Origin of the sequence: Caulobacter sp. S45, assembly GCF_009765965.1 — a bacterium.
GTDB lineage: Bacteria > Pseudomonadota > Alphaproteobacteria > Caulobacterales > Caulobacteraceae > CAHJWH01.
Map to the genome: position 1 here is coordinate 51,014 of NZ_LMUL01000011.1, position 23,564 is coordinate 74,577.

The window sequence follows — 23,564 nt, forward strand, 5'->3', positions numbered from 1 at the left end:
CCGCGCGCCGCAAGCGCTGCACGCTGGGTCGGATCCTTTCCTCGGCGCGCCACGGGCGTCAAAAGCCGTCTCCCTGAAGTCGTCTCCCAGCCAACCGTTTCGAACGCCAAAGGTTCATCCAGACGGCGATTCATCGCCGGAGGTGATCCGGCTGGCTGCGCCGATGGTCCATACCGAGCAGCGCTCGGAGCGTTGGTGTGCAGGAGAACTCGATCCGAAAATCTTGCGGCTGCTGCGGCACACCCGTGAGGAGGAAGCCACTTGAAGAGGTTGTCGAAGTAATGGTTGCTCCACTGGATCGGCGTCTGGCTCCAGGTGACTTCCAGGCCCGCGGTGATGGCGTCCGCCCCATGACCCGTACCGTGCTTGCTGCGCCAGCCCAGGCCCTGGTCCTCGATCACCGCGCCTTCCGGTTCCGGCCCCACGAACGACGGGTCGCCCGCGCCACGGGTCTTGCCGAAGGGGTGGCCGCCAGCGATCAGGGCGACCGTCTCTTCGTCGTTCATCGCAATGCGCGCGAAGGTCGCCCGGATGTCGCGGGCCGAGCCCAGCGGGTCGGGCGTGCCGTTCGGCCCTTCGGGATTGACGTAGATCAGGCCCATCTGCACCGCGCCCAGCGTGCTGTGCAACTGGCGCTCGCCGCTGTAGCGCTCGCCGCTGTAGCGCTCGTCGCCGAGCCAAGTCCCTTCGGGGCCCCAGAACAGCTCCTCCGGCTCCCAGGTGTCGGCCCGGCCGCCGCCGAAACCGAAGGTCTTGAACCCCATGGATTCCAAGGCGACGTTGCCGGTGAGCACGAACAGGTCGGCCCAGGAGATCTTGGCGCCGTACTTCTGCTTGATCGGCCAGAGCAACCTGCGCGCCTTGTCGAGATTGGCGTTATCCGGCCAGCTGTTCAGCGGGGCGAAGCGCTGCTGGCCCCCGCCGGCTCCGCCGCGGCCGTCGGTGATGCGGTAGGTCCCTGCGCTGTGCCAGGCCATGCGGATGAACAGGCCCCATAGTGGCCGAAGTCCGCCGGCCACCAATCCTGGGAGTCGGTCATCAGGGCGTGGAGATCGGCGATCACCGCATCCAGATCCAGGCTCTTGAACGCCTCGGCGTAATCGAACCTCTCGCCCAGCGGATTGGAGCGCGGCGAATGCTGGTTCAGCCCTTCGAGCCGCAGGCCTTCAGGCCACCAGTCACGGTTCCTGTGTCCGCCGCGCCCATGCCCCATGGGGCACTTCCGCTTGATCTGGTCGTCAACCTTGGCATCCATGTCCGGCTCCCTTTGCACGTTCAGCCTTGCCGCCAGTCACGCTTACGCGCGTCGGCTATTGTTCTTGCTGTGAGCACAGACAATGCGCGGGAACCCGTTTTTGTAAAATTGATCGTTCTTATTGTGATAGAGCGAGCTATTACGTTGCATGATCGCAATCGGCCTGGAGGTGGCGATCCTCGGCGACTTTCACACGGCGCTCACACGATCCACCGGCATTTGATCGAACCAATTTAGCCGCGCCCCCCCTTTCCGACGAACGCAGCGCCTCGGCCGGCACTATAGACGTGGGGTAGCGGCTACGCCCGGTGCGCGGCGTCCAACTGTTCGATGGGATCGGCAGGCTGACAGACGGAAGAGACCGGCGTGCACGTTGGAGCTCCTGCTGGACTTGCTGAAGCGCGTAGTAAGCCGGTCTTCCGGGGGCATATCTCGACTGGAGGATCCGGACTGCCGCCTCGATCAGATAAAGCGCTTCGGCGTCGTCCCGCGTTTCTAGCCCCCAAAACGTTCCCCCATTGTTCTTATCGGGGATTGGGAGTCAAGGCCCCCGAGGCGGCTCTGGAGATCCTCGCGGTTTTGGATTGCTCCATTAGCCGCAGGACCAGATGATCCATGAACGCTTCGAGCAACGGGCGCGCGTATTGTGGCGCGCGGAGATAGATCAGCGTCGGGTCATGGAGATCGGAACGGTAGCCGGCAAGCTCGCTCTCGTCCATAGTATGCTATCATCGGAAAGGCGGACGACTTTAGCCGGAACCCAACATAGGCGATTTCCGGAAACCAATTGGTTTTAGCTGGATTAAATCGGCGGGGGGCGGCGGCGAGCTTTTCCCCCTTGCTCCGCCGCCGCCCTTCAATCCACAAAACAATGGACACGAACCGGATTCCCGGATGCATCACATGCCCCGATGGGTTTGGATTTTGGCGTCGGTGATCGCAGTGGGGGCTTGGCTGGTCGCTGCCGCGTTCGTGGGCGGCTTTGTGGGAAACTAAGCCAGATCGAGCGGATCGCCCCGAATCGCGAAAAAACTATATTGCCAGCTCGAAACATGTCTCCACTCTCTCAGAGGTGGAGACATGGCGTGGCTAAGAGAGTGGTGGCTTGAGACGGCGTGCTTCTCAATCTTGTTGATGCTCGTCCTAGCCATGGTCCTGACGACATGGTGAGTGCGGGCTAACGCTTCATCAGCACCAGCCCGCTCACATGTTAGGCGGCCTTCTTGGTCTTCGCGCCGGGCTTGGCCTTGGCCACAGTCTTTGCGGGAGCCTTAGCGGCAACCGGGGTCGGAGCCGCCTTGCGACCCAAACCGAGGCTCTTCGCCAAGCTGGACCGCTGAGCCGAGTAAGCGGCGGCGACCATCGGATAGTCCTTCGGCAGGCCCCACTTGGTGCGATACTCGTCAGGGGTCATGCCGCGCGTGTTGAGATGGCGCTTGAGCGACTTGTAGGACTTGCCGTCTTCCAGGCTGATCAGGAAATCCGGGGTGACGGACTTCTTGATCGGAACCGCCGGGGTCAGCGTGGACGCTACCGGCTCGGCAGGTTGGCCGGCGGCAGAGAGCGCCTTGTAAGTGGTGGCGATCAGTGCGGGCAGGTCCGCAACCGCAACGTTATTGTTGCCGACATAAGCGGCGACGATATCGGCTGTCAGTTCGATCATGGTTTCGGGGGCTTCCTGGGTTTCTTCGGTCACGGGGGATACTCCTACTCGAATCAGGTGGTGAATACTGAGAGAGTGTTCCAGATCCATTAATTCGGCAATCCGAGCCCATCATGATCGTAGATTACGAAGTGGCTGTGGGGGAGGATTTGACCCTCCCCACCTGCAGGGTGGTCCCGGCGCTCCGCCTGAGCTACCCACAGTGGAGGAGACGGGAGAAGGATTTGAACCGTAGACCTCCCCTATGTACGATAAAGGGGCGCTCTACCAGACTGAGCTAACGCCGGCTCCTTGCCATTATTTATGCGATGCGTCAGCCGAGCATCAACCCATCGGGCTTGTAGCCCCAATGGCCGATATCCTCGCCGCCGGGCGCTTTTACCATTCCACGGTTGCCATGCTTAAGCTGAGCGATGATCCGGTGGAGGATTTCCACGACCTTCGCTTCCACCTGCGGCGCGGTCTCTCCAAATTCCGGGCCATTGGTGCGGAACTCAATACAAAACATCGTCATCTCCCATTCGCGAGTTGGAGAATTTAGCGCATGGCTAGCGATGGTCGTCAAGCATTTTGTCGATTTTGACGAGATGCCATGTCTCTTGTCACGGACGTTATAGTGTCAAGAATTTGGACATCTCTTGATGCGTGACATGACACTGACGCTATTCGCCTCGTTTCATCTTCGCCGTTTCGCGCTCAATGATGGCTTGAGCCAACGTCGCGATGTCCATTTCGTCGCCCTGGGTTAAGGATACATGCCTGGATCAGCTTCTCGGTGCGTTGGTAAAGCTCGTTTTTCTCGGCCCTTTTGTCATCAAGCAGCAAACGCATGCAGTAGAGCGAAGCGCGACCGGCGTCCTGAAGTTGGGCGTACTCCCGACTTTCGTTAGCCGTCAGTTCGGCGTTCGGACAGCCATCTTCACGGTGATCGATCCCATGACACCGGCCTTGGAGATACAGGTCGCTCAAATGCTCACGCAGGCTGTCCAACCACTTTCTGCCGGCTGATAGCACTGTCGCCCTGATCTGGCGGCGCACGTTCCACCCGCCGACGAGGACGCCTAGGGCGGCGACTACCGTGGACCCAACGGCGGTCAGAGCGAGCGCATCCTGTATGTGTTGGGAATCTAGGTCCGCCCTAGGGGCTGGTGGGTCACCGTAAGAATATGCGTGGCGATGTCATGGACCACGGCTGAATCTCCGAGCACTGCGATCCTAGCGCGAGCGCGCGACCTCCACTACACGAGGCGCACTCTCTGTTTAATGCGCCTCGCGCTCCGCCGGGCCGGGTGGGGAGTGTTGGTCCCAGTTGAAGACGTTTGGCTAAGAGGGGGCTACTTCTCCCTTCGACTCCTTCTTCGGACTTGGCGAAGATTGATCCGTAGACTCTGTCCCGTTCCTCTCGATAAAAGACGCTTCCGATGGGCCCGTATCAGAAGTCGCCCCGGCTAGATCGCGGGTAGCTTTATCCCAATGATCGACATCGCGGCCCTCAGGCCGGCCTTCCTGTTCCCAAATCTCGTATGCGCGATTGCGGATGCGTTCATGCTCTACGTCGGCCATTCTCGCCTCCTGCAAAATGAAAACCGAGACGCACCTGTCCCAGAAGTGGCCGGAAACACCGCCTCAGGGTGCGCCGCCAACTGCCTAAGCTTCAAAGCGTTCGAGAGGCTGAGCCGATCCATCACATATCGAGTGATGATGGGCGGCTGAGGTAGATTAACTTTTGGCCGGCCGAGGAAGAGCTTCCTGCGGCTGCGCCTTTCGGTCTAGCGGGTCAGCAGCGCGCGGTCGAAGTCTGCGAGTAAGTCTGATGCATCGTTGTACAAGGCCGCTGCGCCGGCGGAGAGCAGCACCTCATCGCTGAACCCGCCCGAGCGTAACGCCAGGGTTGCGACGCCGCACCGACCCGCTGCCTGCACGTCGTAAGGGCTGTCGCCTATGGCGAGCGCTTGGTCAGCAGCCACGTGAGCGCGCTTCAGGGCGACGTCGAATATGTCGGGCGCTGGTTTGGAGTTTCGGACATCGTCGATGCTGGTGGATGCGTGCACGAAAGCGCGAGCATCAAAAAGGTCAAGATAGCGCTCGAGCTCGTCCTGAGACGCCGAGGACGCCAGCACGACACGCATCCCGGCGTGGTGTGCGCGGCCAAGGAGATTGTGCGCATGAGGAAACGGCTGCACCCGGGCCAGATACCTGCTCTTGAACACCGCGCCGTGCTCGTCGCCCAGGGCCTGAACCTCTTGCTCATCAGCACCGGGGACAAGCGCCGGCACCAGCAGGTCGGCGCCTTTGCCGATTTGGTCGTGAATCGCCCGGCGAGACAATCTGATACCTCGGGCGCGAAACACTTCATCCCAAGCGGATACGTGGAGCTCGTTGCTGTCTGCGAGCGTCCCGTCGATGTCGAAGAGAACCGCCTTGATCGACATTAGGCTATCTTCGCCCTTGCGTGCCGCCCGGGCGGCTTTGCAACCGGCGCCGTTTATGCCGAGGCGATCTAGCTGACTTCGCCTGGCTATTCGAAGCGCCAAACCAGTCGGGCCTTTTATCGCTCAAAATCGCCCGTCACCGGCGTCTCCGATTCAGAAGGTGAAGCTCTCGACGGCGCGGTCGGTTCCCACTCAGCGTAGCTGAATGGCGGTGAGCTCGAGCCAGCGCGGAACGCCTCGCCGGTGGAGGGCGCTCTGTGATTGGGCGCGAACCTTTTAGTCCGACCCTCCAAACGCGCCGCACCTGATAGCGAGGCCCTTCAACTGTCCAGCGAGACGCGCGAATGACGATGCAGGATGACCCGCCTCGAGGACGCGGACGCCCATTCGGCCTCCCGCGCGCCAGACCCGTTCGACGGCCACGTATGTCCCGGGCTCAACCTCCAGCTTGAAACGTCTAGGCGCCTGAAGGTCGGGTCTGATTAGCAGTCCCGCCCCCCGAGGCGAGCGATTGTCTAGGATGCAAACCCTGTACTTGCCGTCAAACCACATGGATGCCGTACGCCGCAGAGCGGTTCGCGGAAGGTCGGTACGATTGGTTTCGATTTGCGACACGTAAAATCTGTGGCAGGCAACCCCTTAAATGAAGTAAACCGAACCGGTCGCTTGATTGAGCATTTGCACAACTTGGTGTTTATTAGAAGAGGCGCTTTCGCTCGCTCCGTCGAGCACGGACCGGTAGCCGGCATCCCCTGCAAGGAATCCATCACACCTGACTTGCCGATCAGCTTGGAAGACGGGGAAAATACAAATCGCTGCGGCGCCATCTGTTCACGCGGGGATGACGCCGAACCGACGATCGCGAGGAATAGGGCTTGCCAGCGATGACCCGATGAGTTCGGCCAAGCGCTCGGCGCAGGCCAAAACTTAGGGGCTTGGGAAAACGATGGGCAGGGCCGCAGCTTTACCGGCTCCGGAACCGACGGTCCGCTGGCCGCTGCAAGGCTCGCGGAAAGCTGTCCCTTCCTGCCGCGACCTGATCGAATTCACGGCGGTACACGGCGAGCCAAAAACCTACCCATTCGCCGCCCGAATCGGAAGGGACGACCCGTATAATCATGGATCGTCCCCCCGTGCCGAAGGGAGGGCGTGGCCCTCGTCCCATCCCTAGTCGTCAATCTTTAACGGGTAATGCTGCATTATGCACGTGCGGGCTGTGGAGGCTGTGACGGGATGGAATTTCGCCACCGGGGCAGCCATCTGCGAAGTTGATGAGCGACGAATTGGCCCTGCTGGCTCAGGCCCAGCGCGCCTATGTCAAGGCGCCACTAAAACTGCGCGGGTTTTACGAGCGGCTGATCGACAGCCTGACCGAGATGATTCTGGACGGCCGGACATTGGCCGATCCTCTACCGGCGTCAAATCGGTCCGAGGAATGAGCGGGTGAAGACGAGGACGGCGAAAAGGCGCAGTCAAAAAGGTCATCGCCTTTAGAGCGTCAATAGGCGGCTCTCAATTAGCTGCTCGGTGGTCTGATCCCTGCGAAGTGATCCACCAAAGCCAAGCGCTTCAACCGTTATCCCATCTAACATTCCACTCGGATCACCCCGTGGGGGCAGCCACCGCAACCTCGTTAGCCGCACAACCTACAAAGACCGACGCTCAGCCGCCCTGGCCGAGGGGCGGCAGGTCGCCGGATAGGGCTAGCTCGGGTTTGGGCGAGCTATGCCTGACCGAAGACATGTTCGCGTTGGACCGGCAGCCCACTCCCGCGCCTTCGCGCGGCCAGGACGCCCGCGCCCCCTTCACCAAGCCCACCAATCCCCCCACCTCGCAGTCCGGGAGGGCTGGTCCATCAGCGCATGGCCTGGACTTCGGCTGCCGTCACCGGCGCCGCATAGGCGTTGGCGAAATGGGTGCGAACATAGGTGACGACGGCGGCGATCTGGTCGTTGGCCAGCAGCGAACCGAAGGCCGGCATCCCCTTCTGGCCATGGATCACCAGCCGGATCGGATAGGCGGCCGCCGCCAGCCTGCGGTCGCCGGCCAGGGCCGGATAGACGCCCGCACCGGCCGCGCCCTTGGCGTCGCGCATGTGGCAGGCGGCGCAGAGGTTGTTGTAGACCGCTTCCCCGCCCTGCATCGTGAGCATTCCGTTCCGGACCATCGGCTGCGGCGCGGCGGTCTGGGCCCAAGCGGGCAGGGCCGCGAGGAGGGCCGCAGAACAGAGGGCCGCGAGCCCGAGGCGACGGACGCCCATGTGTTTCCTTTTCATGGTCAAGCGCTCATCACCCGCTGGTGCAGCCGCTTGATGGCGTCGGTCGCGGACGTCACCGAGCCTTCCTGCCAGCCGGCCATATAGGATACGTGCTCGCCGGCCAGGACGATGCGGCCGTCGATGGCGGCCAGATTGTCGTAGTGCTCGGCTCGGGATGCTTCGGTCCACTGGCTCTTGCAGCCGAGCACCCAGGGTACGCGGTGCCAGGCCACGGCTACGCCGCAGTCGTACTCGCTCATGTATTGAGGATGGATCTTGGAGCCCCAGTAGAGCGCATCCTTGATCCGCTCCTCGGGTGGCTTGGCGGCCCAGGTGTAGCACTCGGGCGTCCCCACATAGGCGCCCAGGACGACTCCCTTACCTTTGGAGAAGTAGCCGTGATTGGGATAGCCGATCGAAACGTTGGGCATGTCCGTATAGGTGATGCCGCCGTAGATCTGCTCGTCCTGCTCCCAGAACCGGCGCTTGAACTGCAGCCCGACCTTCAGCGACGGGGTATAGGCCATGTGGTCGATGGCGGCCTTCAGCGGCGCGCCCACGGTCATGGGGATCTGACCGAGCACAGGCAGGGGGATGGTGCAGACGCACCACTGGGCCGTGGCCGTGCGCGGCGGGCCGCCGGTCTTGGTGTCGACATAGGTGACCGTGACGCCCCTGTCGTCCTGATGAATGTCGATGATCTTGCTGTTGTACCGGATCAGCGGGCCGAGCTCCCGGCCCATGGCCTTGCCGATCATTCCCATGCCGCCTTTGGGCTGGAAGATCGAAGACTGGTGCATGTGGTCGCTCATCTGGCTCATGGCCGTCCATAGACGCGCCGAGAGCACGTCGCCCAGGGCGTCCGGCTCGGAGGGCCGAGGCGCGCCGGTCAGGCCGCCGCCGGGGTCCAGGTCGAAGCCACGCCGGTTCGAAGAGGTCATGCCCTTGACGTAGTCGTAGTTCTTGTCGAGCGCGCCCCACTCCCGCAGGGATTCCAGGAGGATTTCACGCTCCTCCTTGCTCACCTTCTGGTCCAGGGCGCCCTGCTGGGCGCACTTGCCGAGCAACTCAGCCACATGGCCCTGGTAGTCGGCCTGCACCTCGCGGTAACGCCGGGGTTTGCCGCCGTAGCCGGTCATGGAATGGACGTAGGCGTTGAAGTTGGTCTGGACGAAGGGTTCCATCTCCACGCCGGTCCGCTGCGCATAGTGCAGGATGCCCTGGTGATGATAGGGGATCCGCCAGGGTCCGGGGTTGAGATAGAGCCCCGGGTCGAACCCGACGTGCTGGGTCGCCCCGCCCAGCTCGGTAAAGGTGTCGCCGCCGTAGAGCGACCAATTCCGGCCGCCGGGGCGGTCCTGGTATTCCAGCACCTGGACCTTGTAGCCGGCGTCGCGCATCTCCAGGGCGGCGACCATCCCGGCCACCCCGGCGCCGAGAATCAGCACCGACGTCCCGGTCGGGGGCGTGGACAGCTTGGCCGGGCCCTTGAAGCTGGTGGCCTGGGCATAGCCCAGCTCGTACATGGCCATGTACATCGCCGTGCTGCCCGCCACGACGCCGATCATGCTGAGCAGGTCTCGTCGGCTCGGCGCTCCAGCGTCACCGGTCATAGAGAATCTCCCATCGCTCTCTGGCGTGCGCACCGTCAAAAGACATCCCGGCTTTCCAGATTCGCCTCTATGTCTGCGCGCGTCCGCCAGGCGTCGCGCATCTGCTTCTGCGCCAACAGAGGCAGCTGATCGCCCGCGTGGGCCGAGCCGGGTTGCGAAGACTCGCCATAAGACATCAACACCTTGGCTTTAGCCGGCGTGTCGAAGCTGACGACGGCGACATAGGTGGCGCCGAAGCTGGCCGTGCGGACGCCGTCCTTTGCAGGGCCGTAGTCGATAACGTTGATGACGCCATAGCGACCCGAAGCGCCGCTGGCCGGCAGGTTCCGGCCGCCCCAGATCAGCCGCATCTGCTTGGACCACGGCGCATCGAGCGCGCCTTGCGTGGCGAGAAGCTCCTTCGCCGCAACGTCCAGGGCTTGCACCCCCGCCAGCGGGTCTGCGAGCCCCCGAGGCGTGGAGAAAGGATCGTGCAGATCGTAAGCCACTCTCCAGCCCGCATTTGTCACGCCGTCGGGCTGCTTCAGCTTATCCATCCAGGTCGTGAACAGCAGGGCGCCGCGGCTGTCCGCGTCGGCGGTGCGGTCCCATTTGTCCAACACGTCCATCGCGTGCTTGGCGAGATCGTCGTTGGACGCCCGCACCGCCGCGCCCAGATCGGGCAGCAGCCGATCGGCGGCCAGCATGTAGGTGGACCACCGTTTCTGGAGGAGCTGGTCGAAGCTGATCCTGGCTGGCTCCTTTAGCAGTTGCAGGCCGCGCTCCATTCGGACCTCGAGTGCGTCGCGGCTGATATAGGCCTTGTAGGGCGCGGGCTCGATGATCGAAGGGAAGGCCGTTTCCCACGGCGGGTCGTTGGAGTTCTGGACGACCCCGCCTGGCGGATCGATCGCCTTGGGCAGTTCGTCGTAGCTCAGATAGCCGGTCCAAAGCGTCTTGGAGGTGTCGCCCGGGACGGTGGACTTCCAGTATTTCAGGTCGCCGAAGGCGTGGCGCGGCACGAGTCCGTTGAACAGGTATTCGATATGCCCATCTTTATCTCCATAGATGATGTTGAACGTCGGCACCTGCATCATTCGCAGGGCCGCCTGATAATGCGCGAAGTCTGGAGCGGTCTCCATCTTCCAGTATTGTTCGAGGGCGTGAGGCCGATCGAGACCTGCCACCCGCATCGCGATCGGCGCGCCGCCACGCTCCCCGACCACCGGCCCCTGCACGGTGGAACGCACCTGCACGGTCTCGGTGTCGAAGCCCCCATCCGGCCGCAGGACCTTCAGCACGACCTGGCGAGTTTTGAACGGCAAGACCTTGCCATCGAACATATAGCCGCTTGGCGCGGGCGTGATCTTGTAAAAGGTCACGCCGTTGGTGTTGTCGACGGTGTTGGTGATGCCGAGCTGGTCGCTGAAGACGAAGCGCAGGACCGGCAGACCTACCTGGGTCGCGCCGTAGAGGTTCACACCCGGCGCGATGAGTTGCGCCTCGTAGTAGGTCGCCCAGCTCGGCCCCCAGGGTAGATGCGGGTTCATCAGCATCATGGTCTTACCGCTGGCCGAGCGCGACGGGGCGATCGCCCAGCCGTTGGATCCATTGTCGTCGCGCTGGGCGCCCGACGCCCCGACTGTGTCGGGGGGCAGGCGCCCGGCGACGGCTTGGGGCGCGAGGTAGACGTACTGGAATAGCCTGTGGGCGTAACTGACGACGTCCAGGCCGGTGATCGGCGCCACCTGCCTGGCCTTGGCCGATAACGCCTCGGGATGCGCTTTGGCGTAGGCGTTCATACCGTCGGCGAAGGCTTCCAGATCGGCCCGGAACTCGGGCGTCTGCGCGGCGAGCCACGCTCGAGACCGGTCCGAGACGTCGTTGATCGCCATCCATCGGTCGCCGGCCAGCTCCGAAGCGCCGTAGTACTCGGCCGCCTTGCCGCGGCCTTCGGCGTAAAGCTTCAGCATCAGCTCGCCGTGGCTTTTGATCTGCGCCCAGCCAAAACCGTAGAACAGATCGGCCGTGGTCTTGGCGTAGACGTGTGGGACGCCGTAGCGATCCCACAGCACTTCCGCCGAATGGGCGGGGTGGGCGAGCACCGAGCCGGCCAAACCGAGCTGAAGGACAACGGCCAGTCCCGCCACCGTCCGTCGCACCCGTGGGCCACTCCCCGACCTCGCGCCTGCCCCTTCCACCGCCCAGCCCTTTGTATCAGCGGCAGCGGGGCGGTGCGCCGGCCCGGTCGCGGGCAGTCAAGGCGGCCAATAGCTTCGGATCGGCGACGCCGGCCGCCGCCGTCACCTGCGACGGCGCGAGGCCGAGGGCCTGGCGGTGCGCCTCAAGGTGGGTGAAGGCCGCGCGCTCGTCGTAGCAGTCGACGCCGATCGCCTCCTCGTCGCCGCCGTCGCCGGAGGGAGTCTTGAGGTCGTAATCAAGAGTGGAGGCGGCGCTGATCCATGCGCCCAGCGCGGCGCCCAGCATGAAGCTCGTCGAAGGCTCACGGGTCTGGCGTTCCAGCCGAAGGGCGGGTTCGTCGCTGGCCCGAGATCCGACCATGGTGAAACCGCGGCGCACGTCCGCCGGATCGACGCTGGTCCCGGCCGCCCGGGCGGTGGACGCTGGCGCTGCCTGCAGAAACGCTTGCGCCGCGATCAGAAGGACCAGGATGAAGGGTCTCGTCATGAAGGAGCCGACCTCAGTGGCCCGGCAGGACGGAGCTATCCTGGTGGGCCGCACCCTTGCCGCCCTGCGCGCTGGCCACTGTGGCGGCGCTCAGGGGCGACGCGTGATTGCCCCAGGAGGTGCGGACGTAGCTCAGCACTGAGGCGATTTGCTCGTTGGTCAGGTCCTCGCGAAAATTCGGCATGCCGCCGCGTCCGTTCAGCAGGACCTGGGCCACTGCCTTGGGATCGCCGTTCACGAAGGCGTCGCCGGCGAGCGCCGGGAAGGCGCCGGGAACGCCCTGGGCCCGGGCTTGATGGCAGGCGGCGCAGTTCTGCTTGAAGATCGCCGCCCCGTCCGGCGGCTCCGCATGGGCGGCCTCGGCTAAGGCCAGCGCGCCGAACAGCATCCACAGGAGCGCGCCATGGGGCGCCCGCACTTTCGAAGACATGAACCTCAACATCCTCCGCCGCCCGAAAATCAGACCGAGGCCCGCTGGTGCAGCTTGGCGATCTGCTGCCAAGCCGACTCGATGCCGCCCTCCTGCCAGCCGGTGAGGTAGCTCAGATGCTCCCCAGCCAGATACAGACGACCGTCCGGCTCCAGCAGGGTCGGGTAGTATTTGGCGCGGCCCTCCTCGGTCCATTGCGCCCAGCCGCCCATGTTGAACGGCACCCGGTGCCACGTGATCGAGAACGATCCCATGGCGTTTTCGGTATACTGCGGGAAGATCTTCTGGCCGGCGGCGAGGGCGTAAGCCTTGCGCTCGGCCAGGCTCATGGCGCTGATCCTCGCCGCCGGGGCGCCGTGAGGATAGAAACCCAGGATCACGCCCTTCTGCCCCATCCATCCGGTGGACGGCACGCTGATGGTGCCGATCATGGGGTCGTCCACATAGACGTGGCCGCCGTAAATGTCGTAGTCCTCTTCCCAGAACCGGCGCTTCATCTCCAAGCCGATCTTGCCGACAAGGGCGTAGGACACGCCGCCCATGGCCTCCTTGAATTTCGGCGAGCACTGGACGTCCAGCCCCTTCAGCACCGACAGCGGAATGGTGCAGACGCAGTAGTCGGCGGTGACCGAGCCCTTCTGGCCGGCGCCGTCGGTGTAATAGACGGTGATGTTCGTCGGTGTCTGGGTGATCTTCTCCACCGCGTGCTGCAGCTGGACAGTCGGCTTGAGGTTTCTGTAGAAATGGACAGGAAGCTGGTCCATGCCGCCGACCGGCTCGAACATGGTGCGCTGCATGTCGAGCGCCGAGACGGATTTCAGCGTCCGCCAGGTCTGCGACTTCAGAAGGTCGGTGAGCCGATAGGGGGTCGAATCCTTGCCGGGGCCCGGATCGAGGCCGGCGCCCGGGTTGATCAGGGGGCCGCGGCCCTCCGTACCAATGTATGAGAAGTCATCTTTGGTGAGGTAGCCTTCGCTGCGCAGGTAATCGAGAAACATCTCCTTGTCGCCGGGCCCGAACTCCGCGTCGAGCGCGCCCTGACGGACCTGCTTCGCCAGCATCTCGGTGGCGTAGCCGCGCATGTCGGCCGCCACTTCGGCCTTGTGGATCGGCTTGCCGGCCAGGGGACCGGAGCCCTTCTCGAAGTTGATGAAGGAGTGGTCGTTGTCGTTGTTGAACAGCTCCACCGGCATGCCGAACTTGCGAGTGTAGTGTAGATAGCCTTTGTGAAAGTAGGGAATCCGCCAGGGCCCGGCGTTGATGTAGGAGCCGTCCGAGAAGTCGCAGGTCTCGGTTTCACCGCCGATTTCAGTCTGGACCGTGCCTTTGCGGGCGGTGAACGAACGGCCGCCGATGCGATTGCGGCCTTCCAAAACGGTGACGTCATAGCCTGCGTTGCTGAGCTCGTATGCCGCGGTCATGCCGGCCACCCCAGTGCCCAGCACGATCACCTTCTTGCCCTTACCCCCGCCGGACAACGCCGGCGGCGTCGCCGCCCGCGCTTCGATGCCGAAGCCCAGGGCGCTCATGCCGGCCATGATCAGGGCCGTGCCCCCTACGCCGCCCAGGCTCTCCAGAAACGTGCGTCGACTGAAGGACGCACCTTCGGGATTGGCGGCCATAGGCATGCGGAATTCCCCTCTCGATCTGGGCACGTTTGGATCGCTGGCGCCCGGCCATCGACCTCTTGCAGGCTTAGCGCTTAGCACAGTCCAATTGGCGTCAAACGGAATCGCCCTCCGCCCTGCGGCTTGAGTCGGCTTCTGGCTAAGACCCGGGCGCCAATCTTTTGATTCCGCCACAAAACCGATCATCGTCGGTAAGTTTATCCTATTGCAACATAATGAAATTCAGAGCGAGTCGAGTCTCGCGCTCGACGCCCACAAGATTGACAAGATGTGCACAAGTTAATGGCGGCCATATTTGTCATATGTTTCCTGATGGTCGCAGGCAGCGATGAGAAAAATCTCCCCGTATAGACTCATTTGATTCCGCAACAGGTTATTCGCGTACTGCGAATTCAGGCGCACCAGACCTGTTTGGAAGTGATTGTGGCGGGAACGTAGAGGGATGTACGTACTTAACATGTGCAAATCTGGGCCGGACAGGCGGAGATTGAGCGAGTTTTAGGCAATCGAAATTTTTCTCATGGGGCGAGCCCGAGGCTGTCTTGTTTTTGGCTGTAGTCCTGACCTGACTGAATGCGAAGTCAGAGAAATTCATTGCAACATAAGCAGCGCTGCAATGGCGACTCGATCTCGTTCTATATTGTCTATATTTCGGCTATTATTGAAATAGGATCGATTCCGAGTGTTGTAATCCAATGGCTGTCAAAGAGGGGATGCTATGAATAGCAGCGGATTATACGTAGGAGTAAGCATATTTGCCTTGATGTCCTGCGCAACTGCAGCATATGGCCAAGAATCTAATCCTAAAAATACAGATCCGAACGCGAGCGCTAGCGGGGCTAGCGCCGTTTCCGAGGTCATCGTCACGGGGACGCGCCAAACCGGCGTGCGGGCGGCCGACAGCGCCGCGCCGGTCGAGGTCGTGGGCGGCCAACAACTGAAGCAAACGGGCTCTGTCGACATCGCGAGCGCCCTGGCGGTCGCGGTGCCTTCCCTGAACATCCAGACCGACGGCGCCGACGCCTCGGCGGTGCACGTTCTGGCCAACCTGCGGGGCCTCAGTCCCGATGACACCCTGGTCCTGGTCAACGGTAAGCGCCGACACTCGACATCCAACCTCGCCGTCGACAGCGGCAGCGTGTTTTCCGGTTCGGCTTCGACCGACCTGAATTATATCCCTGAGGATGCGATCGACCACATCGAGGTGCTGACGGACGGCGCTTCCGCCCAGTACGGCTCGGACGCCATCGCCGGCGTGGTCAATATCATCCTCAAAAAGAACGCCTCTGGTGGGTTGATCGATGCCAGCGGCGGCCAATACTACATGGGCCAGGGCGTGACCAGTCAACTGGCCTACAACCAGGGTTTCAACCTCAACGACAAGGGTTTCGTCAATATCACCCTTGAGGAGCGCACTCAGGCTCACACGGTTCTGGGTTGCGGCGACGACCGCCTTCAAAGTGCGAATTGCGCTGCGCTTCCGGTCGGAGGTGGAACCAACGCCACGGTGGCGAACCTCAATGGCGTCGTAAATGCTTCGGGCTACCCGCATGAAAACCAGATCACGGGCAACCCACAATCCGCAATCTATAACAGTTTTGTCAACGGAGCCTACGACCTCACGCCGGATATACAGCTCTATGGCTTCGGAAACTACTCTTACAATGCCTCCGAGCACTACGAGAACTACCGCATTCCCGCCAAGGTCGGCGCCTGTGTCGACAACATCGGCTCCTACAACTCCACCACGGGAGTGTGCACCGGTGGCACGGCGGCTATCCCGATTCCGACCGGTTTCAGTCCCAGCGAGAAGTTCGACGAAACGGACTACTCGATAACGGCGGGCGCGAAGGGCTCGAAGTATGGGTGGAATTGGGACCTGTCCACCACATACGGGGATAACAGCACCAAGGTCTATGTCATCAACACCGCCAATGCTGCCACGTTCACCACCTTGCAGGACGCCTCGGCCACGCCGGTCGCCTATCCGACCCACACCATCTATGACGGTTCGTTCGACGCCTCGGAATGGACGGGCAACCTGGATGTAGACAAGGCCTTCGAGATCGGCCTGGCGGCGCCGCTTAACGTCGCCTTCGGCGTCGAAGGACGCCGCAACACTTACAGCATCGGCGCCGGCGAACCTGAGGCCTACTTCGGGTCCGGCGCGCAGTCCTTCTTCGGTTATGCGCCGACGGACGCGGGCAACTATTCGCGCACAAACGTCGCCGGCTACCTGGATTTAGCGACCAGCCCGCTTAAAAACCTGAAGGTGGACATAGCCGGCCGCTTCGAACACTACAGCGACTTCGGCAACGCCCCGACGGGGAAGCTCACCCTCCGTTACGACTTCTCAGACGCCATCGCCATTCGCGGCACGATCAGTGACGGTTTCCGGGCGCCGACCCTGGCGGAGGAGTTCTATTCCGGCTTGAACGTCGGCCCAACGTCGGTGTCCGGCCAATTGCCGCCGAATTCCAGCGCCGCCGAAGCGGCCGGCTTCTCGGCCCTGAGGCCTGAGCTGTCGACCAACTACAGCTTGGGCCTCGTCCTGCATCCCATTCCCAGGCTCCAGATCACGCTCGACGCCTATGATATCGTCCTGAGAGACCGGATACTGACCAGCGCCAGCTTCGTGGGTCTGAACGCCTACTGCGTTTCAAATGCCCTGACCGTTCAGACCGAGCCCAACCCTGTGAACCTCACATGCCCCGCCGGCTCGACGGCCAAAGATGTCGTGGTGGCTCCGGGCGTGCTCTCGGCCATCGCGGGTCGGGGCGTGGATATCAACGGCCTGACCAATGTCGGCGTTGCGGCCTTCATCAACGCAGTCAACACCAATACTGATGGTTTGGATGCGACCGCCAGCTATGCGTCGGACTTCGGAGACTTCGGACATGTGGATTGGTCCCTCGGATTCAACTACAGCCACACCTATGTGACGGCCGTCGCCCCGTTGCCGCCGTCCGTGGCGGTGACCAATCCCGCGCTGGTCAGCGGCCTGGGCATCAGCCAGCAAAATTTCTTGACGCAGATTTCCCAGAGCCAGCTGACGACGGCTCAACCCCGTGAAAAGGCGATTCTCCAGGCCCATTGGACGAAGGGTCCGTTCAGCGTGAACCTGCGTGAGACGGTCTATGCCGACATGTCCGAATACGCGACCTTTCCCACGCTCTCGAAAAATGTTCTGGAGACGATTCCCACGACCGGGATCACCGATCTGGACGTGGGCTATCGCATAAATAAATATCTCAAGCTCGATGTGGGCGCCGACAACCTGCTCAACGTGAAGCCGCCGATCACGCCTCAGGGCTCGACCGGCCAGCCGATCAATGGAAACACCGTCTATAACTTACCTTTGAGCTTTGCTCCCTGGAATCCGAACGGCGGCTACTACTACGCCCGTGTGACTCTGACCTTCTGATGCTAGACCCAGCCGGAGGGCCCTTTCCGCATCGGAGGGGCTCCTTCGTGTTGCGCGCTGCGGCGGTTTCATCATGGTCATTGCGCCTTTCGGATCGCTGACGGCCGCTGTCGAGCACGCGTCGGCCGTATTGGCGTCCGATCCGGCGACCGCCCAGCGCGAAGCGGAGGCGATCCTTGCGCTCAGCCCACGCGATCCTCGCGCCTTGCTCGTGCTAGCTTCCGCCCAGCGCCGACAAGGCCACCCGGCGGCGGCCCTGTCGATCCTGCTTCCGCTCGCCAAAGCGTACCCTCGCGCAGCCCACACTCAATACGAGCTCGGCTGCACGCTCGTCGCCCAGAACCAGCCGGCGCGGGCCATGGCCGCGCTTCGCCAGGCGACGGCCCTCAAGCCGGATCTCGCCGAAGCTTGGCGAGCCCTTGGTCAGCTGCTGTTTGCGCAAGGCGACAACCCCGCAGCCGACGCCGCCTTCGCGGCCAGCGATCGGGCCCTGGTCCGCGATCCCGCGCTCGCGCCCGCCGCAGAGGCGCTTTATCGAGGTCGGCTACAGGAAGCCGAACAACGACTTCGCAACCTGCTTACGGCGCGGCCGAACGATGTGGCTGCACTGTGGCTCATGGCGCAGACGCTCGGCCGGCTGGGACGTCATCGAGACGCCGGGACGCTGCTCGATCACGCCCTGCGCCTCGAACCGGCCCATGACGGCGCAAGGCTCGCCTACGCCAACGCCCTTTTCCAGCAACAGAAGACCGCCGAGGCTATTGCCGAACTCCAGCCCCTTCTCGACAGACATCCGTCCGAGCCGACCTATCTCAACCTGCTTGCTGGATGCCTGACCCTTCTGGGGGATCTCAAGCGGGTCATCGCCATCTATGAGACCTTGCTGACCGATTATCCCAGGCAGCCGAAGATTTGGCTCAACTACGGACACGCTCTGCGGACCGTCGGCAAACGATCGGACGCCGTGGCGGCTTATCGCCAGGCGATCGCTCTTTCGCCGGATTATGGCGAGGCCTACTGGAGCCTAGCCGATCTCAAGGTGGAACCTCTCTCGCTTGACGACGAAAAGGCCATTGGCGGCCAGCTCGGCCGCTCGGACCTGGGCGAGGAGGATCGGCTCCACCTGCACTACGCCTTAGGCAAGGCGTTGGACGATCGCGGCTGGCACGCTGCTGCGTTCGATCATTACGTCAAGGGCGCCCAGATTCGCTTGCGGATCGCCTGCCACGACCCCGGCGAATTGCCGGCAACGCTTGCGCAAGCCAAAGTCGCGTTCAGCCGATCCTTCTTTTCGAAACGTCGAGGGTGGGGATGTCCCGCCGAGGATCCGATCTTCATCGTCGGCCTGCCCAGGTCTGGATCGACACTGATCGAACAAATCCTGGCCAGCCACTCGATGGTCGAAGGCACGATGGAGTTGTCCGACATCGGCATCATCGCCAAGGACCTCGGATGGCCGAGCGCGGACTATACCGCCGCGGTGGCCGATCTGGACGCGGCGACGGCGAAGGCGCTGGGCGAGTGCTACCTCCAGCGCACCCGCGTCTATCGCGAGCTCGGTCTGCCCCGCTTCGTCGACAAGATGCCCAATAACTTCCAGCAGCTGGCCCTGATCCACCTGATCCTGCCCAACGCCAAAATTATCGATGCGCGGCGCCACCCGCTGGCGGCCTGCTTTTCCGCCTTCAAGCAGCATTTTGCCCAGGGCCAGGATTTCTCCTACGACCTCGGCGATCTCGGTCGATACTATCGCGATTACGTGGACATCATGGATCATGTCGATCGGGTGCTGCCCGGCCGCGTGCATCGGGTGATCTACGAAGACTTGATCGAGAACACTGAGGCGGAGATCCGTCGTCTGCTTGACTATTGCGGCCTTCCCTTCGAAGAGGCATGCCTGCGGTTCTACGACACTGATCGGGCGGTCAGGACGGTGAGTTCGGAACAGGTGCGCCGCCCGATCTTCCGCGACAGCCTTGAGCAGTGGCGTAACCACGAGGCCTTCTTAGATCCCCTGAAGGCCTCGCTGGGCGATGTTCTGGATTACTGGCGCGGGACGAACTGAAGCTTTCTGGGACGCGCTGATTGTCCCTCGGGCGATCATGTGTGGACGATGCTGTGAGGGCAGAAGGACCCGTCAGCTCGGCTCCTTGCTCAGAGGCCACGAGCAGCGTCCATCCCAATTGCCATCGAAAAGAGATTGGCGGAATTTCCCCTCAGCCGGCGGGCTCAGGCCAACGTCGAAGGCAGGCCTCACCATCTTCGAATTCGCAGACAATCTCGCGCCGGCGTTTCGCGAGATCAACAGCCAGTGGATCAGCTCTGTGTATCGCTGGAGCAGACCGATCTGGATATTCTTGAAAGCCCGCGTGCGGATCATCGACAGGGGCGGCGATGTATTGTTCGTGGAGGCTGACGGGTTGGGCGTGGTCCGGGCTGCGCCCTTCAGAAGACTGGCGAAGATCAGTACGAATTGACCAAGATGGGCGTGCTGGAAACCGTTCGCGGCCGCAAGGCTGGGGAATTCCTGCTCAAGGCCGTCATCGCGCGCGCCGGTCAGAGGGGGGCGAAGCGGTTGTATCTGCTATCGAACAGGAAGTCGGCAGCGGCCATTCACCTCTATGAGAAGCTCGGCTTCCGCCACGACGAGCGCGTCATGCGCGAGTTCGGCTCCCACTATGAACGGTGCGACGTGGCCATGCTCTATCGCGGGTCCCGCGAGCGGCTGCCCAGGAAAGCGGCGCCGGCGCTATAACCGGCCGCCGAACAGCCGCAGGGGGAACGCCGTTCGACGAGATAGTTGACGCCGTCGACTGACCGCGGGAGGCTTTCGTCATGGAAGACGCCACGCTGCGGTCAGGTCGTTCAATCGCGGAGCGTGGTGAGACTTGGCGGCTGGGCCTTAGGTCGTGAGCCGCATGGGGATCGGGACAGTCGCCGCCGTGGCGCAGCCCACGCTCCGGATAGCTCAGCTGGGCGACATTCCGCGTTTGGAGGCGCTCATCGAGGCCTCCGTGCGGAGTCTGCAAACCGGCGACTACACACCAGAGCAGATCGAACGCGCTCTACGCCTGGTTTTCGGGGTCGATCGCCGCCTGATCGCCGATGAGACCTATTTCGTCTTCGAGGCGGAAGGCGAGCTTGTCGCCTGCGGCGGCTGGAGCTTCCGGCGAACTCTGTTCGGCGCCGACGCCATCCATAGCCGCAACGACGCCGAGCTAGAGCCCGGGCGGGAGGCCGCCAAGATCCGCGCCTTCTTCGTCGCCCCGGCTTGGGCGCGGCGCGGACTCGGAGCGCGGCTGTTGGCCCATTGCGAGGCCGAGGCCGCCGCTCGCGGTTTCAGGGCGCTGGAGATGGGGGCGACGCTCACCGGCGTGCCCCTCTACGCCCGCTACGGCTATGCGGAGGTGGAGCGAATTGAGACGCCGCTCGCCGACGGGCTCGGCCTGCCGATCGTGCGCATGGGCAAGCGCATCGAGGGGAGATGAATGGGATGGGGATGGCGAACACGGTGGGGGAGGGCGCGGGGCTTCTGGCCGACGACTCCGCAGAGACGGGGCGGTGCAGGCTCGGCGTGCTGCGTCGTCGGCCATACGATCCGCGCGCTGCCCTGATCGTCGCCTCCGCCGACCTCAACCTCTTGGCCGTCTGCGTTGGGCTGGGAGGCAAGTACGAGGTGGCGCGCATCAACGCCCGCCTCGTCGCCGAATGTCCCAACCAGTCGAAGGGGAGGCTGAGCCTCGGCCACGTCCCTGCCGTTTCGACAATGCCCACGGGGACGAGATCGATCCGGAAGCGGTCAAAGCCCCACGCGCCGTCGGCGGCAAGCGCTCCGGCAAAATCAACTCAGCAGAGTAAATGGCGCAGTGTCGAACAAAGGTCTTGTCAATTACGATAGGTAGAGCAGTGTTGGCGCCGGGATAATTGAGCATCCGTCCATTCAAACTTAGGAGTATTGGAATGAATCGCAGTATTTTCTTGATATCGGCTTTGGCTTTGGCCTTAACGCCAGCCGTGACCCAAGCGCAGGTCACCGTAAAACACATTCAGACCGAGAAGGCCGCTATCGCCCAAGGTGTGTGGGCCGGCGAGACCTTCTACCTGTCCGGCCAACTCGCCGACCCGGTCTCGGGCACGGGAGAAAGCGCGGTATATGGCGACACCAAGACCCAGGCGGCCAGCGTCTTCGCTAAGATCCAGAAGGCGCTGCAGGCCCAAGGGCTCGACATGAAGGACGTGGTCAAGCTGACTGTCTTCCTCGGGCCGGATCCCAAGACCGGCAAGCTCGACTTCGCCGGCATGCAGTCGGAGTATGTGAAATATTTCGGCACCCCCCAGCAGCCCAACAAACCGGCGCGCTCCGCCTTTCAGGTCGCCGCCTTGGCCGCGCCGTGGGCTATGCTGGAGATCGAAGCAATCGCGGTACGCGGCCGCTAATCCGGGCCTTGTCAGCGCAAATTGACGGCGGGAGGAGAGGGGGCTAAGGCCAGCCCCATGGCCGAGGTCAAGCCCCGCCCAATCCGTTTCGCTGGTTCGACAGCTCGCCGGGGCACTGTCAAACCAAACTACCTGGAGCCACTGTTCACGGCCTTTTAGGGCGGATGGGGCAGAACTGCGGAGCCGCCAGCCGCGCCTCTCCTGTTCTGCAATAGAATGCGATGACGGCTGCCTCCGAACAGGAAGCAAGCAGGGGCGGAGCCATGCCCGGAACATTCGCGCTGACAATGCCCGCGACGGCCATAGGCGGAGCGGCGCTCCGCCCGCGCCAGGGATCGCCACCCGCAGGGGCCGAGACGCGAAAGCGGCTCGGCGGAGCGTGGAGAGCGCAGCGAGCCTGGCGCAGTAGAGCCCGGTCGCGCCGATCGGCGCGAGGCGCCCAGGCCCATGTCTCGACATCCGGCGCGTTCGGAGTTAGCTCTTGACTGCATCTTCGCCACGCCGTGTTGCGATCCTGTCGATTGCCCGCAGGGCTTGCATTGGCGCTCGAACCGCTGGACTCTTAGGCTCCAGAGCGTGAGTGATCGTCGATGCTGGCGCGAGATTTCGACCGGACGGCGCGTGCGGAGCGCGACCTTGCCAAGCTCAGGCGCAGGGGCGACAAGCGGCGGGTGCGGAGCAGTCTGAAACATCTGCCGGAAGGCAAGCGGCAGGAGCTGCGGCTGGTGACGCAGATCCTGCAGGCGCAGTTCGCCGAGGCGGTGGCGAGCCGGACGGCCGAGCACCTGGTCAACGGGCGGATCGTCAAGATCATCCTGTTCGGCAGCTATGCGCGGGGCGACTGGGTCGAGGACCCGGTGGGGCGCTATTTCTCGGACTACGACCTGCTGGTGGTGGTGGACCACGAGCGGCTGACCGACGGGTTGGAGTTCTGGGAGGGGGCCGAGCAGCAGCTGCTCAGCGAGCTGTCGGCGGGGGTTCGCCTGCGCACGCCGGTGAACTTCATCGTCCACACCCTGGAGGATGTGAACCACCAGCTGGAGCGCGGTCGCTACTTTTTCATCGACATCGTCCGGGACGGGATCGTGCTGTTCGACACGCCCGAGCTGCCGTTCGTCGACCCCCAGCCGCTGGTGCCCTCGCATGCCCTGGAAGAGATCGAGCACTATTATAGCGACGGCGAAGAAAGCGCCAACGAGCGGCTTGAATTGGCCAAATTCGCAAAGAGAAGAGCTTTTAGGAAAGCTGCAGCCTTCGAACTTCATCAGGCTTCTGAGCATCTCTACAATGTAATTTTGCTTGTGCTAACGCTCTATTCCCCCAAATCTCATAACCTTGTCCGTCTGCGGAAACTCAGCGAGGCGCTAGATGTCCGCCTGGCTGTGGTCTGGCCGGCCGAGAGCAAGTTCGAACGTCGATGCTTCGAGCTGCTCCGCGCCGCGTACGTCAAGGGACGCTACTCGCGACACTATAAGGTCAGTGATGAGGAGCTGGTTTGGCTGCAGGAGCGGGTGGAGATCCTGATGGGCATGGTCCGCGAGATCTGCCAGGAGCGGTTGCAGGCCTTGCGCGACGAAAGCTCGCGCGATTAGGCGCGGGCCTTTCTCCAATTTTAGCGCTCGTTACCCGAACGAAACGCCATGTGGAGCCTGCTCATTCATTGGCGCGGATTCTCCAAATGGTTGGCGCTACTCGCTGTTTGCAGCTTATCCGCAACGGCAAATCATGGCTGAGGCTGAGTAAAAAGAGCAAATCACG

General features: G+C 62.9%; 18 protein-coding genes and 2 pseudogenes. 8 read left to right on the top strand and 12 right to left on the bottom strand.

The features are described from left to right. Positions 1–257 precede the first annotated feature (257 nt). The 5 genes and pseudogenes from GSQ87_RS06565 to GSQ87_RS23060 all read right to left on the bottom strand — a co-directional run. Positions 258–1,255: pseudogene (locus GSQ87_RS06565) on the bottom strand (peroxidase family protein); the annotation flags it as partial. A 1,210-nt stretch (positions 1,256–2,465) separates the two neighbouring features. Then, positions 2,466–2,918, bottom strand: coding sequence for a MucR family transcriptional regulator (locus GSQ87_RS06570; protein WP_254062789.1), 453 nt, complete (start codon positions 2,916–2,918; stop codon positions 2,466–2,468). Positions 2,919–3,231: 313 nt separating this feature from the next. Further along, positions 3,232–3,483: a hypothetical protein gene (locus GSQ87_RS06575; protein WP_158914513.1), complete on the bottom strand. Its 252-nt coding sequence runs from the start codon at positions 3,481–3,483 to the stop codon at positions 3,232–3,234. 131 nt (positions 3,484–3,614) lie between these two features. Next, positions 3,615–3,908, bottom strand: a complete 294-nt coding sequence (locus GSQ87_RS06580; RefSeq protein WP_158914515.1) for a hypothetical protein — start codon at positions 3,906–3,908, stop codon at positions 3,615–3,617. A gap of 333 nt (positions 3,909–4,241) precedes the next feature. After that, the gene (locus GSQ87_RS23060; RefSeq protein WP_158914517.1) at positions 4,242–4,481 is read right to left on the bottom strand and encodes a DUF2934 domain-containing protein; all 240 of its coding nucleotides are present in this window, start codon (positions 4,479–4,481) and stop codon (positions 4,242–4,244) included. Between GSQ87_RS23060 and GSQ87_RS22320 the strand changes: the two genes are divergently transcribed. Next, a complete protein-coding gene (locus GSQ87_RS22320) occupies positions 4,392–4,631 on the top strand; it encodes a hypothetical protein (RefSeq protein ID WP_174241406.1) in 240 nt (79 codons plus the stop codon). The genes GSQ87_RS23060 and GSQ87_RS22320 overlap by 90 nt on opposite strands. A gap of 56 nt (positions 4,632–4,687) precedes the next feature. Here GSQ87_RS22320 and GSQ87_RS06590 read toward each other — a convergent pair whose 3' ends face one another. Then, on the bottom strand, positions 4,688–5,350 hold the full coding sequence (locus GSQ87_RS06590) for an HAD family hydrolase (RefSeq protein WP_158914519.1): 663 nt from the start codon (positions 5,348–5,350) through the stop codon (positions 4,688–4,690). Between the two features lie 1,271 nt (positions 5,351–6,621). Here GSQ87_RS06590 and GSQ87_RS06595 point away from each other — a divergent pair. Further along, a complete protein-coding gene (locus tag GSQ87_RS06595) occupies positions 6,622–6,789 on the top strand; it encodes a hypothetical protein (protein WP_158914521.1) in 168 nt (55 codons plus the stop codon). Between the two features lie 416 nt (positions 6,790–7,205). Here the strand turns inward: GSQ87_RS06595 and GSQ87_RS06600 are convergent, their stop codons facing one another. From GSQ87_RS06600 to GSQ87_RS06625, 6 genes are all read right to left on the bottom strand, one after another. Beyond that, positions 7,206–7,502, bottom strand: a complete 297-nt coding sequence (locus tag GSQ87_RS06600) for a cytochrome c (RefSeq protein ID WP_254062779.1) — start codon at positions 7,500–7,502, stop codon at positions 7,206–7,208. 125 nt (positions 7,503–7,627) lie between these two features. Next, positions 7,628–9,220 (bottom strand): flavin monoamine oxidase family protein, encoded by a 1,593-nt coding sequence (locus GSQ87_RS06605; protein WP_158914523.1) that lies wholly within the window; start codon positions 9,218–9,220, stop codon positions 7,628–7,630. 35 nt (positions 9,221–9,255) lie between these two features. Then, positions 9,256–11,361 carry a penicillin acylase family protein gene (locus GSQ87_RS06610; protein ID WP_158914525.1) on the bottom strand — a complete coding sequence of 702 codons (2,106 nt, stop codon included), beginning with the start codon at positions 11,359–11,361 and terminating at the stop codon, positions 9,256–9,258. A gap of 55 nt (positions 11,362–11,416) precedes the next feature. After that, positions 11,417–11,887, bottom strand: a complete 471-nt coding sequence (locus GSQ87_RS06615; RefSeq protein WP_158914527.1) for a hypothetical protein — start codon at positions 11,885–11,887, stop codon at positions 11,417–11,419. Between the two features lie 13 nt (positions 11,888–11,900). Then, on the bottom strand, positions 11,901–12,317 hold the full coding sequence (locus GSQ87_RS06620; RefSeq protein WP_254062781.1) for a cytochrome c: 417 nt from the start codon (positions 12,315–12,317) through the stop codon (positions 11,901–11,903). Between the two features lie 29 nt (positions 12,318–12,346). After that, positions 12,347–13,945, bottom strand: a complete 1,599-nt coding sequence (locus tag GSQ87_RS06625) for a flavin monoamine oxidase family protein (RefSeq protein ID WP_254062783.1) — start codon at positions 13,943–13,945, stop codon at positions 12,347–12,349. 886 nt (positions 13,946–14,831) lie between these two features. Here GSQ87_RS06625 and GSQ87_RS06630 point away from each other — a divergent pair. The 6 genes and pseudogenes from GSQ87_RS06630 (at position 14,832) to GSQ87_RS06655 (ending at position 23,398) form a co-directional block, all read left to right on the top strand. Continuing rightward, positions 14,832–17,369, top strand: coding sequence for a TonB-dependent siderophore receptor (locus GSQ87_RS06630; protein ID WP_158914529.1), 2,538 nt, complete (start codon positions 14,832–14,834; stop codon positions 17,367–17,369). A gap of 73 nt (positions 17,370–17,442) precedes the next feature. Beyond that, positions 17,443–19,434 (top strand): tetratricopeptide repeat-containing sulfotransferase family protein, encoded by a 1,992-nt coding sequence (locus GSQ87_RS06635; RefSeq protein ID WP_158914531.1) that lies wholly within the window; start codon positions 17,443–17,445, stop codon positions 19,432–19,434. A 381-nt stretch (positions 19,435–19,815) separates the two neighbouring features. Next, positions 19,816–20,124, top strand: a pseudogene (locus GSQ87_RS22440) (GNAT family N-acetyltransferase); the annotation flags it as partial. 259 nt (positions 20,125–20,383) lie between these two features. Further along, positions 20,384–20,857, top strand: a complete 474-nt coding sequence (locus GSQ87_RS06645; RefSeq protein WP_254062786.1) for a GNAT family N-acetyltransferase — start codon at positions 20,384–20,386, stop codon at positions 20,855–20,857. Between the two features lie 526 nt (positions 20,858–21,383). Then, a complete protein-coding gene (locus GSQ87_RS06650) occupies positions 21,384–21,806 on the top strand; it encodes a Rid family hydrolase (RefSeq protein WP_216839088.1) in 423 nt (140 codons plus the stop codon). Positions 21,807–22,396: 590 nt separating this feature from the next. Then, positions 22,397–23,398: a HEPN domain-containing protein gene (locus GSQ87_RS06655; protein ID WP_216839090.1), complete on the top strand. Its 1,002-nt coding sequence runs from the start codon at positions 22,397–22,399 to the stop codon at positions 23,396–23,398. The last annotated feature ends 166 nt before the right edge of the window (positions 23,399–23,564 follow it).